The sequence below is a fragment of the Nocardia sp. NPDC058497 genome (genome assembly GCF_042720195.1).
Taxonomy (GTDB): Bacteria; Actinomycetota; Actinomycetes; order Mycobacteriales; family Mycobacteriaceae; genus Nocardia.
Genome location: NZ_JBHXMY010000066.1, coordinates 1 through 12,409 on the forward strand (window position 1 = coordinate 1; position 12,409 = coordinate 12,409).

Here is a 12,409-nt window from a genome sequence, read left to right on the forward strand (position 1 = left end):
GGATTCGGCACGACCGGAAGTGGTGGGGGCGGCGGGGGCGGCCCCCGGGGGGCCCCCCCCCCCCGCCACTGCCGGGGGTGGGGTCCCCCGGCCCCGGCGACGCGGCGGACCGCCGTGGGGCCCGCGGCCACCTGGTCCAGGTCGATCGGCAGGTTGCGCCAGCCTGGTGCGCCGCCGACGGTTGGTGGCGTGGCATCGCCCAGGGGGGTGACGGTGCCGTCGTCCGCACGCTTGGCGAATTCGACCCGCAACCGCTGACCGGGCAGGCGTGAACCGTCCGGCGCCACGGATTCGATGCGTCCGGCCACGGTCAGGATCAGCACCCGATACGCGGGATCCTGCTGTGCCGCAGCCAGATCCAGTCGGTACCACTGGGTGGTCAGCTGGGTGCGCTGCGGTGCGCCGGTGGAGTAGCTGCCAAGTACCGGGGTGCGTTCGGGGACGAGGCCGAAGGGGAGTGCCACCGTGCTGCCGTTGACGCCCGGTCCACCCGGGGCTGATCCTCCGGGGCTCGAGCCTCCGGCGCCGGCGGGAGCGGATCCGCCGGGCACGCCCGGTCCACCGCCGCCTGGACCGCTCGGGCCGGGGCCGCCCGGAGCGCCGCCTGGGCCCGCGCCCCCTGGGCCGCCGGGCGCGGGACCTGAACCTGATGGGGGAGCGGATGATTGGCCTGGGCCGGGATCGGGCGCGAGGCTGCCGATGCCGTTCGGGGTGAAGCCGGTGTTCTCCCCGGCGAGCCCGTCGGCGACCGTGCCGGTGTACGGCGTGAGGAGCGAGTCAGCGGTATTGGTCTCGACCAGCACGTCATCGGCCATGGCGCACTGATCGCCGGTCAGCGTGCGCAGGTTCGACAACCCGACCGAATACGCGGGGTACCGCGAGGCAGCAGCTGTCGCCAGCGATCCCACGTCGAACAACACCATCGCCGCAGCGGCCACCGTAAGCGGCACAACTACGGGGAACCTGAAATGCCATGTAGCTGTCGATGCTTCGAGGGATCGGGAGTTCTCGTCAGGGGCTCGGTAGTACTGCCAGAGGGCGGCGAGCAGGGTCAGGGCCGTGGCGGTGAGGAAGAGGGTGGAGACCTCGAATTCGCCGAGGGCGGGGGCGCGGTCGGGCCAGGGGACGCCGTAGCCGGAGACGTACCAGTAGCCGTTGGAGCCGGTGAAGCAGATGGCGAGCAGGAACAGGACCGCTGCGGCGAACAGGGTGCGGAGGTAGGGGCGCAGGAAGGCGCGGCTCAGGGCTACCGCCGTGACCGCGGCGAGGGCGCCCGCCAGGCCCGCGTAGACGCCGAAGTGGTGGGTCCACTTGGTGGGGGTGAACATCATCAGCAGCAGCGCCATGAAGGTGACGGCGAGGATGCGGGTGACGGGGCCGCGGGCGGTCGCGGGAATGCGGCCGCCGCGGCGCAGGGTCACCAGGGTGCCGACGACCAGGCACAGGAGCATGGCGAGGACGCCGAATCGGCGGGCCAGGGAGCCGTCGGGGTTCACCGACAGCAGGGAATCCCAGCGGGTGCGTTCCTCGAACCAGGACATGTCGGGGCCGACGAGCTGACGGACCCTGGTGGCTTCCAGCACGGTCGAGAGGGTCTGGTCGGCGAAGACGACGACCAGGACCAGGGTGCCCGCGGCGGCGATCGGCGCCAGCAAGGCCGCATAGCGCAGGAGCGCGGGCCCCGAACCTGTGGTGGCACGGGCGATGATCGTCCGGAGGACCGGTCGCGAACCGGCCAGCAGAGCCGCCAGGCAGATCAGTCCCGTCGGACCGGCGGCCAGGGAGAACGCGGCGATCAGGACCGCGACGGCGGCGGGCAGCAGGCGACGGGTCGCGATCGCCCGCTCCATCGAGCACCAGGTGAGCAGTGCGCCGACCGCGATCAGCGGTTCCGGGCGCAGACCGTTGTTGTAGGGCAACCAGATCGACAGGAACACCAGGGCTGCGGTCCAGCGCGCCGCCGTGCTCGCGGCGACCCGGGAACCCAGGCGCGGCAACACTTCCCGGCTGAGCACCAGCCAGCACACCAGCCCGGCCAGCAACGCGGGCAACCGCATCCACAACCCGGCATCACTGATCCGGGTCATCTGCGCGAGCACCTCGTACGGCCAGCCGAACGGAGCCTCCGCGACCTGGAACCAGCGGTAGTAGTTGGCCGTGTAGCCGGCCTCCCGCGACGCCCGCGCCATCGTCAGGATGTAACCGTCGTCGGAACTGTTCGCGCCGATCACATGCCAGACGACCAGCGTGCCCGCGACCGTCGCATCGAGACCGGTGAACCGCCACCAGCGGGCCGGCGGGATCCGCCGGGACCCGCGCCCATCGCGAATATCACTGCGATGCAGGCAGATCAGTGCGATCAGTGCGCACAGCACCGCACCGACGATCGCCGCCAGCTTCCACCCGCTCGGACTCGACGAGAACCGCGCATCGATCTCGGCATGCAGACGCGCATCGCCGATCCGCCCCCGATCCAGCTCGGTGTAGACACCCACGATCTGCGGACGCACATCGGCATCCACGGTCGTCCGCATCGGCGATCCGTCGGCTTTGGTCAGGCCGGTGAGTTCGGCGGTCGTACTCGTCGCCGTCGACGTGACGGTCAACGCCGTGCATCGCGCAGCCTGCTTGTTCTCCGGTGTGCCACCCGGTGTTCCACCACCTGGCGGTGCGTCGGGACCTGGGGGGCGGGTGCCGGTTGGCCCGCCCGTCGGCGGATTGGTCGCTGACGGTTGTGCTCCCGGGGCCGACGGCGCGGATCCGGTCGGCGGGTTCGTTGCTGGGGGAGGTGCTCCGGGCGCTGCCGGTGCGGACCCTGGCGGCGGGTTCGTTGCTGAAGGAGATGTTCCAGGCCCCTGCGCTGCGGCCCCCGGCGGGGGTATCGCGCCGGGGGGCGGTGCGCCCGTCGGCGGTCCGGCTATCTGCCGACCGTCGTCAGGCGCGGCATTGTCCGGGGACGGCGCACCGGTATGGGTGCCGGGCCGAGGCGCACCGGCGGGCGGAGTGGCATCACCGGGTGGGGTTGCGCCGGAAGGCGGTGCACTGCGCGAAGGGTCGGTGCCGGAAGGCTGGGCGCTGCCGGCGGGCGGGGTACCCGAAGGTTGACCCCCACCCGGCGCAGAACCCGGCACACCGCTTGGCGGTGCATCCCCCGGCGCACCGGCGATATCGGCCACCGACGCACTGAGCAGCAGTCGATCGCGCAGGACGACGGCGAGGGTCCGTCCCGTCTCCGGGCGATCCTCGATCCGCGCGACCAGGCCCTTCGATCCCGCTCGCGGTGCCTGCGGCGGAACCGTCGACAACACCGTCGCGCCGGTCATGTCCCGCAGGGCCGTGCACGGAATGCTCACGTCCAGCGACAGCGGCACGTAGTCCACCAGCGGCGCGCTGAGTTGCATCGATTGCGGCTGCGGCCAATCCAGGCTCGCGCGCTCCTGCTGAACCGGCAGTAACGGAGCCGACACCGCCAGCGCCACTCCGGCGACCCCCGCCACGATTCCGGCCATCTGTACCCGGCCGAAGCCGGAAGAATCTCCACCCACGAACGACGATGCTAGCCACCACCGCCCGAACCGGGTGGGTCAGCGGGGTCGGCGTAGTTCGATGACGGCGATGCGGGCGGCTTCGCCGATGGCCGCGTCGACGACGGGCAGAGTCGGGTCGGCGCGGGCGGCACGGGTGAAAACCGCCACGGCGACCGGGGTTTCGTCCGGGAATTCGATCACCGCGACCTCGTTGCGGATCACGCCGATGGTGCCGGTCTTTCCCGCGACGAGGACGCCGCGATGCGGGAAAGCCGCCGCGATCCGATGCGGCCAGATCTGGCTGCCCATCACGGTTCGCACGAATTCGGTGCTGGCCGTGGATAACACGGCACCGCTCCACAGCAGACGCAGGAAACGGGTCATCTCTTCCGGTGTGGTCGCGCTGGCGTAGGCGGGGTCGTAGGCCGAGACCGTCCAGGCTTCGTCGTTGTCGGCGAGGGCGGCGAAGGCTTCCGCGGTGGTGTGGGTGTCGGTGTCGCGGACCAGGCTGCGGTGCTGGTCGGCGGTGCCGCCGACGATGCGGGTCTCGGTGAGCCCGACTTCGTCGAGGAGGTCCGTGACCGCGGCGAGGCCGATCTCGCCGAGCAGCACATCGGCGGCGGCATTGTCGGACACCGTCATCATCGAGGTCGCCAGATCGCGCCGGCTCAGGGTGACCGGATCGCGCAGGGTGGCCAGTCCGGTCGGGCCGGGGGTGCAGTCGGCGGGGTCGACGGTGAGCCGGGCGACCGGGTCGATCCGGCCCTCGTCGACCTGCCGGCAGAACGCCACGAGCAGCAGCAGCTTGTACACCGACGCGGTGACCACCCGCTCTCGACCACCCACCGACACCTCGGCGGGGGAGTCGTCACAGCGGCGGGCATGCAGCCACCCGGTGCAGCCCGCGTCGGCGAAGACGGCCCGGATCCGCTCGGCCGCCGAGCTCATCGCAGCCGCTCCCGGTAGAGGACCCGATCCAGGACGTCGGCATGCGCGGCGGCGTCGGTACGGCGAATGATCCTGACCCGCAAGGCAACCGACTGCGGCGCGAGCGTCAGCCAGGCGACACCGGGTGTCGGCGTCGGTGGGGTGGCGGTGAGGCCGAAACTCGTACCGGCGGCGACCGCGGCCAGTACCGCGCGGTCGTCGGGGGCGGTCAGGGTGGTCGCGTCCAGTCCGCGTTCGCGCAGCAGGTCGAGCACGGTGTCGAAGGCGGGCGGGTTGGCGGCGCGGGCGGGGTGCGCGAAATGCAGACCGGCGAGCATCGGGAAGGTGGGGCGCTCGGCGGTGGTGGTGCGGTGTTCGGCGGGCACGACCAGCCAGCGCGGCAGTTTCACGACCGGCCCGGCGTCGATGCCGTCGACCAGCGCCGGATGCTCGATCACCGCGACATCGCACACCCCGGCCCGCACCTCCGTCACGAGGTCGACGGTCGGGCCGAGTGCGGTGGAGACCGTCCCACCGGAAGCACGCAGTGCGGTGACGCACGCGGCGACCAGCCGGTCGGGCAGCGCCGCCGTGGCCGCGAATCGCACGGTTCCGCTGCGCTGGGCGATCCGCTCTGATTCGGCGAGCAGCCGATCGGCGTCGTCGACGAGCAAGCGGGCCCGCGGCAGCAGCTGCCTGCCCGCGGCGGTGAGCATCGCGCCCTGGCTGGTGCGGTGGATCAGCTCGAGGTCGAGATGCTGTTCCAGCCGCCGCAGACCTTGGGAGAGCGGCGGTTGCGTCATCTCCAGCGCGGCTGCCGCGCGCCCGAAGTGGCCCTCGTCCGCGATCGCGACGAAGAACCGGAGATGACGCAGCAGATCCATGTCGGCCATTGAACCAGCGCTCACCTGGCGACCACCCCCGATCGGCCACGGGCGGACCGCCGTTGTCGCCCTTGCCCTGTCGGCGACCTGCGCCGATATCGAAGGCGACTAGGACTCGCGGGTCTCCGGTATTGGCCTCGCCGCCGCCCGCGGTGATCTGGTGCAGGAGTGACTCCCTCCGTGACCAACACCCGCCGCAGGCGCCTCACCGCCGCCGCGCTGGCGCTGTCCGCCGTCGTCCTCACCGCCTGTTCGAACAGCACCGGTGCCACCACCACACCCGAGACGTCGACGGCCGCGCCCACGTTCGCCGCCCTGGAAGCGACCTACGGCGCCCGCCTGGGCCTGTCGGTGGTCGACACCGGCTCCGACCGCACCGTCACCTACCGCGCCGACGAACGCTTCCCGATGGCCTCGACCTTCAAAGGCCTGGCCTGCGGCGGTCTCCTGCGAGCCCATCCGCTGTCGACGGGCTACTTCGACCAGGTGATCCGCTACACCGCCGCCGACATCGTCGTGAACTCCCCGGAGACGGCCGAGCACGTCGACACAGGCATGACCGTCGCTGCCCTCTGCGATGCCGCGATCACCCAGTCCGACAACACCGCAGGCAATATGCTGCTCCGATTGCTCGGCGGTCCAGAAGGATTCACCGCCTTCCTGCGCACCCTCGGCGACACCGTGTCCCGCCTGGACCGCTGGGAACCCGAACTCAACACCGCGATCCCCGGCGACGAACGCGACACCACCACCGCCACGGCGCTGGTCTCCAACTACCGCGCACTCGTCGTCGGCACCGCACTACAGGAACCCGAGCGAGCCCAGCTCGCCGCGTGGCTGAAAGCCAGTCGCACCGGCGCCAAGCGGATCAAGGCGGGTCTGCCCGCGGACTGGGTCGTCGGCGACAAGACCGGCACCCCGGCCTACGGTTCGGCGCTCGATGTCGCGGTGGCCTGGCCGCCGGGCCGCGCGCCGCTCGTGCTCGCGGTCCTGTCCACCAAGTCGGAGCAGAACGCCGAACCGTCGAACGAGCTTGTCGCGGAAGCGACGAAAGCGGCTGTGGGCGAACTCAACTGACCCGCCAGCCCGACGCCACCGACCGCGCACACCGCTCGGAATCATCACCAGCCGCCACGAACAACGCGGTGAGCAGGGGGATGCCGTAGCCGAGGGCGGCCGGTGGCAACGGGCCCGTCGCGACCAGACCGGCCAGCCCGTGTCCGATGGTCCAGCTCTGCGTGGCCAGATCCAGCGGGTCGACATCGGCGCGGAAACGCCGTGTCGCCTTGGCCGATTCGACCGCGATCACCAGGCGTTCCAAGGTGGCATCGGCGGCCGGGGCGTCCTCGAGCGCGAACCCGGCATCGAACATCACCCGGTACAGATCGGGATTGACGAGCGCATTGGTCAGATAGGCGCTGCCGAGCGCGGCCAGATCGTGCACCGGGTCGTCGGTGTCGGGTACCTCGGCCAGTCGCGCCGCCAGCCGGGTGAACCCCTCCTGCCGCACCGCGCGCCACAAACCGTCCATCCCGTCGAAATACGTATAGACGGCCATCGTCGACACCGCCGTCCCCGCGACGAGTCCACGGAGCGTGACCGGCTGACGCTCACGCAGCAACTGCGCCGCCCGCTCGATCAGCATCGCCCGCACCTCGGGCTTCTTCGTCCTGGCCATGGTGCCAGATTACATATCAATGCTATGTTATGAAGCGTCAACCTCGGCGATCGGGAGAAATCATGGCTGTTGAACTGGTGAATCCGGAGGGGCTGCCCAAGCCCGAGGTCTATCGGCAAATGTCGATCGCGACCGGCTCGCGGCTGGTGTTCCTGGCAGGCCAAGTCGCCCGTGATGCCGACGGAAACCCGGTCGGCGCCGGTGATTTCGCCGCCCAGGTCGAACAGGCCTACCTCAATATCGGCACCGCGCTCGCCGAGATCGGCGGCAGCTTCGACGACGTCGCGAAGCTGACCATCTACGTCGTGGACTGGGGCCCCGACAAATTCCCGCTCCTCGGCGAAGGCGTCGCCCGCGCCGCCGCCACACTCGGCGTCGACCCCGTCAAGCCGATCACCCTCCTCGGCGTCGCCGCACTCGGCGAACCCGACCTCATGGTCGAAGTCGAAGCCACCGCCGTCCTCGCCTGACCGCTCAGCTCGCGCCCGCGACCAGAACCTCCGCGCCGGTCGCGCGATAACGCCCTGGGGCCGTGCCGAATTCACGTTTGAACGCTTTTCCGAAGGCGTATTCGGAGCCGTAGCCGCTGCGCCGTGCCACCGTCGCCAGCGGCTGGTCGGTATCGCGGAGCAGGCGGGCGGCGACGAGCATGCGCCAGCGGGTGAGGTAGCTCAGCGGCGGTTCGCCGACGAGGCTGGTGAACCGCCGGGCGAAGGCGGCGCGGCTGAGACCCGCTCGGGCGCCGAGGGATTCGACGGTCCAGCCGTGCGCGGGGTCGTCGTGGATGGCGCGCAGGGCTCGGGAGATGTCGGCGTCGGCGACAGCGGCGGCCCACCCCGACGACTCCGTGGTCTCCGCGAGCCAGGCGCGCAGCAGGTAGAGCAGCAGCAGATCCAGCAGCGGGGGAATCGCGGCGTCGGCGCCGGGACGGCTGTCGGTGAGTTCATCGGCGAGCAGGTCGACGGCGGCGCGCAGCGACGGATGGGTGCCGAGCCGGGCCGGAATGTGTACCACCTCGGGCAGTTCCGTCAGCAGCGCGTGGGTGCGGTCGGCGGCCAGCCGATAGGAACCGCACAGCAGCGTCGCGGGAGCGCCGGGACCGTCGACGAACCGGATGTCGCCGGGTCCGGCCGTCTCGGTGGCCCGGCTGTCGAGCTGGTCGAGCAGATCGTGGGCGACACCGCGCGGCATGAACACCGCGTCGCCCGCGCCGAGTGCGATCGGCTCCGCATCGGGCCGCGTCAACCAGCACGAGCCCTGGAGAACCACATGGAACCCGGCACCGTCTATGCGCGGATATGCCCGCCCCCACGGCGCGTGCCGCACGAACATGCCGGAGGCGGGACGCCCGGTGCGCGCGGTGGCGAGAACGTCGCTGAGCAGGTCCATGTCAGAAACCATACTCTGAGAGACGAATGGATATCTGAGGAAGACTCCAGATGATTTCATGTCTCACTCCGTACTCATACGCTGGTTGAAGCATCCGATGAGCAAGGAGTACGACATGAAGATCGAGGTCGACGAAGCCGTCACCGAGCCCGCCGCGACAGACCAGCGGACGACGGTGCTCGCTCGTCGCGCTGCCCTGTTCGTCGCGGGCGCGACCACGTCGGCCCTGGTGGCGTGCGGTGCCGAAACCCCGGCGCCGGAATGGTCGGGTGCGTGGGCGGCCGCGGTCCAGCACCCCGCCACCGCGGTGACGCCGAACTGGTCGGCCGAGGGATTCGCCGATCAGACTGTCCGCCAGGTGGTTCGGCTGTCCGACGGCGGACCGCAGGTCAGGGTTCGATTGTCGAATAGATATGGCACGACGCCGCTCGCGGTCGCCGGCGCGACGGTTGCCCGGAGTGCGGGCGGCGCCGCCGTGATCCCGGAGACAGTAGCCAGATTGACCGTCACCGGCGCCGAGGCGTTCGACATCGCACCGGGCACAGAGATTTCCAGCGATCTCGTGACCACGCCGATCGCGGCGGGGGAGTCGATCACGGTGACGTTGTACTTCGCCAGGCCCACCGGCCCCGCCACCCAGCACGCCCAGGCCGCAGCGACGAGCTACCGCGCCACCGGCGACCACGCCGCCGCACCGGACGCCGCGGCCTTCACCGAGTCCTCCCAGTCCTGGTACTACCTGGCGGGCATCGATACCGTCCGCCCCGGCCGGACCCGCGATGTCACTGTCTCATTCGGTGATTCGATCACCGACGGCTACCGCTCCGGGATCGACGCCGACCAGCGCTACCCCGACCACCTCACCCGTCAGCTCACCGCCGCGGGGCATCCTGGCGGCGTCGTGAACGCGGGGATCAGCGGTAACCGGCTGCTCACCGATTCGACGGTGCTCGGCGACAGCGCGCTCACCCGCTTCGGCCGCGACGTCCTCGAGCAGCCGGGGGTGGGCACGGCCGTCATCCTGATCGGCATCAACGACATCGGCCTCGCCGGCATGACCGGCCCGGACGGGCAGCTCTCCCCGCAGGTTTCGGCCGAACAGCTCGTCGCGGGGTATCGCGAACTGATCGATCAGGCACGGGCAGCGGGGGTGCGGGTCATCGGCGCGACGCTGCTGCCGTTCGCCGGGTCGCCCTACTACTCGGTCGAGAAGGATCGCATCCGGACGGAGGTGAACAGCTGGATCACCTCGGCAGGCGCCTTCGACGCGGTGGTCGAGCTCGACCGCGCGATGGCCGCTCCCACCGACCCCACCCGGCTCGCCGATACCTACGACAGCGGTGATCACCTGCATCCCAACGACTCCGGCTACGCGGCGATGGCAGCGGCGATCGGTGCTGTGCTTTCGACATAACCGCAGGTCGCTGGGCTGTGTACTTTGCAATTCGATAACGAATCGAAATCGAACAGGTGATGAACCCTCGTCGCACGAGTGGCAGTCGGGGCGAGGGCTCGATATGCTCGCCTCCGATATCGAAACGGGCTGCTGTGCTGCGTGTTTGGTTTGACGATTGGTGGTTGGGGGCCTGTGAGTACTGCGGAAGTCAGGCCGATGGTGCAGTCGATGGCTGCATCGCCGGGGGCGAAAACCGGGCGCGGGGCGACCGCGGGGCCTGCCGGTTACGTGGTACTCGGCGCCGGAGTGGTGGCGGCCAGCAGCGTCGTGACCGCGGTCTTCGCGCCACCCGCCGTGGGCATCCCGGTACTCGCCGCCGCGCTCGCCGTGGCGCTGATCGCCTGTCCCGCAGTGTTCGTGGCGCTGCGGGAGCGGGCCAGAGCGCAGGCGGCGAAGGACGTCGCTCAGCGAGCTGAACAGCAGCTCGCCGCGACCGTCGCGGAGGCGAGCCAGCGGATCGCGCAGGCCGAGGAACACGCCACGCACTACGCCTGGGAAGCGCAGGAGAACAGTCGCCGCGGCGCGGCCGCACTGGCCGCCTTCGCCGGCGCCGCGGGCCGCATCCAGGCCATGACCACCAGCATGCTGGCCGAGCTGCGCGAGATGGAGCACCGGCACGCCGACCCGCGGGTGCTCACCGACCTGCTCCACATCGACCACCGCACCGCGCAGACGGGCAGGCTCGCCGACAGCATCGCGGTGCTCAGCGGCGCCCGCACCGGTCGCCGGTGGGCGAAACCGATTGCGATGGAATCGATCCTGCGCGGTGCGATGGGCCGCGTGGCCGGTTACCAGCGCGTGCGGCTGCGGTCCGTCGCCGAGGTCGGCATCGCCGGGCACGCCGCCGAAGGCGTCATGCACACCCTCGCCGAACTGCTCGACAACGCCTGCAACTTCTCCCCGCCCACCACCGAGGTGCACGTCTACGCCGCGGAAGTGCCCGCGGGCGTGGTGATCACGATCGAGGACAGCGGACTCGTCATGAGCGACTCCGCACTGCGCCGCGCCGAAGCCGCCGTCAGCGGGCGCGACCACAAGGGCAAGGGCGCCGACCTGGCCTCGCTGTCGGGCACCCGGCTCGGCCTCGCGGTGGTCGGCAACCTGGCACGCAAACACGATCTCACCGTGTCGTACCGGCCGTCGGCCATCGGCGGCACCGCCGTCGTCGTGGTCGTCCCGCGCGAACTCACCGCCCGCGCCGAACGCCGCAGTCGTGGTGGCACCCAGCTGTCCGCGCCGACCCCGCGTCGCGCCGACACCCAGCTCGGCACCCTGAGCCAGTTCGACACACCGACGCCGCGCCCACAGCACGCACGGCCTACCGAGGCCACCGAGCTCGACTGGACCGAAACCATCGGTCAGCACGCCCGCCAGGCCGGCGCCGACGCCGCGCCGCCCGCGGCGTCCACCTCACCCGCGCTGCCCAAGCGGCGCAGGGGCGACACCCTGGCCAAAGTCCACCCCGATGGCCTGGCCGCCGCCCCGGTCGCCGATGTCGCACCGACGAAACCGGCCGCTCTCGGGGCGTTCCAGCGGTCCGCCCCAGGCCACGGGCAGCACCAGTCAGGCCACCAACCAGGCAGCGCCGCCGCCGCTCCCGACCCCATGGAGAACCGATGACCACCACCGCCGCAGCGAACCTCGGCTGGCTGCTCGAGAAGCTGCTCGCCCGCACCCCACGTACCCGGCACGCCCTGCTGCTGTCCGGCGACGGCCTCAAGATCTGCCACACACCGGAACTCGATGTGGACCGCGCCGATCAGCTGGCCGCGATCGCCGCCGGCTTCCAGAGCCTGGCGCACGGGGCATCCGTCGAGTTCGGTGACGGGCGTGGCGGAGTCCGCCAGTCGATGACCGAGTTCTACGGCGGCATCCTGTTCGTGGTCGAGGCGGGGCGCGGCGCGCACTTAGCGGTGGTCACGGCCGAGGACGCCGACGCGGGGCTGGTCGGGCACACCATGCACGAGCTGGTCGAACAGCTCGGCGAGCATCTGGCTGCCCAGCCGAGACACGGAGCGGCGAATTGACCAGGGCGGGCCGCGACGACGATCCCGACCGGTTCTACACGCTGACCGGCGGGCGCGCCCCGGCCACCGAGGACTTCGACCTGGTGACCCTGGTGGTCAGCGAATCGGCGCCGTCGGCGGGCATGACCTCCGAGCAGGTGGCGATCCTGGACATGTGCCGGGCGCCGACCGCGGTCGTGGAGATCGCGGCGGAACTGCGCCTGCCGGTCGGGGTCGCCACGGTTCTGCTGGCCGATCTGCTGGCCGCGGGCAAGATCACCGTTCGTCCACCGCTGTCGGCGGCGATGTCGCTGGATGCCTCCACCCTCGAGAAGGTGCTCGTTGGACTTCGTAAGCTCTGATATCGCGCCCGAGCGGTCCCGCGCGCCGCTGCACAGCACGGCAAAGCACGGGTTGAAGATCGTGGTCATCGGCGGATTCGGTGTCGGCAAAACGACATTGGTGCGATCGGTCAGCGAGATCCGGCCGCTGGACACCGAGGCGACGATTTACCACCTGCGCGGGGGCCAACAAGAACCCCC

11 protein-coding genes and 2 pseudogenes are annotated in these 12,409 nt (G+C 70.8%); 7 read left to right on the forward strand and 6 right to left on the reverse strand.

Annotated features, from left to right (window positions below):
• The 4 genes and pseudogenes from ACFWPJ_RS07425 to ACFWPJ_RS07440 all read right to left on the reverse strand — a co-directional run.
• A partial coding sequence (locus ACFWPJ_RS07425) for an arabinosyltransferase domain-containing protein (RefSeq protein WP_378848418.1) occupies positions 1 to 2,606 on the reverse strand: 2,606 nt, incomplete at its 3' end.
• 564 nt (positions 2,607 to 3,170) lie between these two features.
• Positions 3,171 to 3,509, reverse strand: a pseudogene (locus ACFWPJ_RS07430) (arabinosyltransferase); the annotation flags it as partial.
• A gap of 75 nt (positions 3,510 to 3,584) precedes the next feature.
• Positions 3,585 to 4,475, reverse strand: coding sequence for a serine hydrolase (locus ACFWPJ_RS07435; RefSeq protein WP_378848386.1), 891 nt, complete (start codon positions 4,473 to 4,475; stop codon positions 3,585 to 3,587).
• The gene (locus ACFWPJ_RS07440) at positions 4,472 to 5,347 is read right to left on the reverse strand and encodes a LysR family transcriptional regulator (RefSeq protein WP_378848419.1); all 876 of its coding nucleotides are present in this window, start codon (positions 5,345 to 5,347) and stop codon (positions 4,472 to 4,474) included. The genes ACFWPJ_RS07435 and ACFWPJ_RS07440 overlap by 4 nt, the downstream gene beginning before the upstream one ends.
• A 171-nt stretch (positions 5,348 to 5,518) precedes the next feature.
• On the opposite strand from ACFWPJ_RS07440, the gene bla reads away from it, so the two are divergent.
• Positions 5,519 to 6,415: a class A beta-lactamase gene (bla, locus tag ACFWPJ_RS07445; protein WP_378848388.1), complete on the forward strand. Its 897-nt coding sequence runs from the start codon at positions 5,519 to 5,521 to the stop codon at positions 6,413 to 6,415.
• On the opposite strand, the gene ACFWPJ_RS07450 is transcribed toward bla, so the two are convergent.
• Positions 6,408 to 7,016: a TetR/AcrR family transcriptional regulator gene (locus tag ACFWPJ_RS07450; protein ID WP_378848391.1), complete on the reverse strand. Its 609-nt coding sequence runs from the start codon at positions 7,014 to 7,016 to the stop codon at positions 6,408 to 6,410. The genes bla and ACFWPJ_RS07450 overlap by 8 nt on opposite strands.
• 62 nt (positions 7,017 to 7,078) lie before the next feature.
• On the opposite strand from ACFWPJ_RS07450, the gene ACFWPJ_RS07455 reads away from it, so the two are divergent.
• Entirely contained in the window at positions 7,079 to 7,486 is a 408-nt protein-coding gene (locus ACFWPJ_RS07455) for a RidA family protein (RefSeq protein WP_378848393.1), read from the forward strand.
• A gap of 4 nt (positions 7,487 to 7,490) precedes the next feature.
• Here the strand turns inward: ACFWPJ_RS07455 and ACFWPJ_RS07460 are convergent, their stop codons facing one another.
• Entirely contained in the window at positions 7,491 to 8,405 is a 915-nt protein-coding gene (locus tag ACFWPJ_RS07460; RefSeq protein ID WP_378848396.1) for an AraC family transcriptional regulator, read from the reverse strand.
• Between the two features lie 97 nt (positions 8,406 to 8,502).
• Between ACFWPJ_RS07460 and ACFWPJ_RS07465 the strand changes: the two genes are divergently transcribed.
• From ACFWPJ_RS07465 to ACFWPJ_RS07485, 5 genes and pseudogenes are all read left to right on the forward strand, one after another.
• A complete protein-coding gene (locus ACFWPJ_RS07465) occupies positions 8,503 to 9,819 on the forward strand; it encodes an SGNH/GDSL hydrolase family protein (protein ID WP_378848399.1) in 1,317 nt (438 codons plus the stop codon).
• 210 nt (positions 9,820 to 10,029) lie between these two features.
• Positions 10,030 to 11,481, forward strand: a complete 1,452-nt coding sequence (locus tag ACFWPJ_RS07470) for a sensor histidine kinase (protein WP_378848401.1) — start codon at positions 10,030 to 10,032, stop codon at positions 11,479 to 11,481.
• Positions 11,478 to 11,888: a roadblock/LC7 domain-containing protein gene (locus tag ACFWPJ_RS07475; RefSeq protein WP_378848404.1), complete on the forward strand. Its 411-nt coding sequence runs from the start codon at positions 11,478 to 11,480 to the stop codon at positions 11,886 to 11,888. Before ACFWPJ_RS07470 ends, ACFWPJ_RS07475 begins: the two co-directional genes overlap by 4 nt.
• On the forward strand, positions 11,885 to 12,229 hold the full coding sequence (locus tag ACFWPJ_RS07480; RefSeq protein ID WP_378848407.1) for a DUF742 domain-containing protein: 345 nt from the start codon (positions 11,885 to 11,887) through the stop codon (positions 12,227 to 12,229). The genes ACFWPJ_RS07475 and ACFWPJ_RS07480 overlap by 4 nt, the downstream gene beginning before the upstream one ends.
• A 28-nt stretch (positions 12,230 to 12,257) precedes the next feature.
• Positions 12,258 to 12,409 (forward strand): annotated as a pseudogene (locus ACFWPJ_RS07485) (ATP/GTP-binding protein); the annotation flags it as partial.

Excerpts from the sequence above, each read along its gene's own strand:
- ACFWPJ_RS07450 (WP_378848391.1), bottom strand. The coding sequence starts at position 7,016 with ATGGCCAGGACGAAGAAGCCCGAGGTGCGGGCGATGCTGATCGAGCGG.
- ACFWPJ_RS07440 (WP_378848419.1), bottom strand. The coding sequence starts at position 5,347 with ATGGCCGACATGGATCTGCTGCGTCATCTCCGGTTCTTCGTCGCGATC.
- ACFWPJ_RS07475 (WP_378848404.1), top strand. The coding sequence starts at position 11,478 with ATGACCACCACCGCCGCAGCGAACCTCGGCTGGCTGCTCGAGAAGCTG.
- ACFWPJ_RS07455 (WP_378848393.1), top strand. The coding sequence starts at position 7,079 with ATGGCTGTTGAACTGGTGAATCCGGAGGGGCTGCCCAAGCCCGAGGTC.
- ACFWPJ_RS07470 (WP_378848401.1), top strand. The coding sequence starts at position 10,030 with ATGGCTGCATCGCCGGGGGCGAAAACCGGGCGCGGGGCGACCGCGGGG.
- ACFWPJ_RS07435 (WP_378848386.1), bottom strand. The coding sequence starts at position 4,475 with ATGAGCTCGGCGGCCGAGCGGATCCGGGCCGTCTTCGCCGACGCGGGC.
- ACFWPJ_RS07465 (WP_378848399.1), top strand. The coding sequence starts at position 8,503 with ATGAGCAAGGAGTACGACATGAAGATCGAGGTCGACGAAGCCGTCACC.
- ACFWPJ_RS07460 (WP_378848396.1), bottom strand. The coding sequence starts at position 8,405 with ATGGACCTGCTCAGCGACGTTCTCGCCACCGCGCGCACCGGGCGTCCC.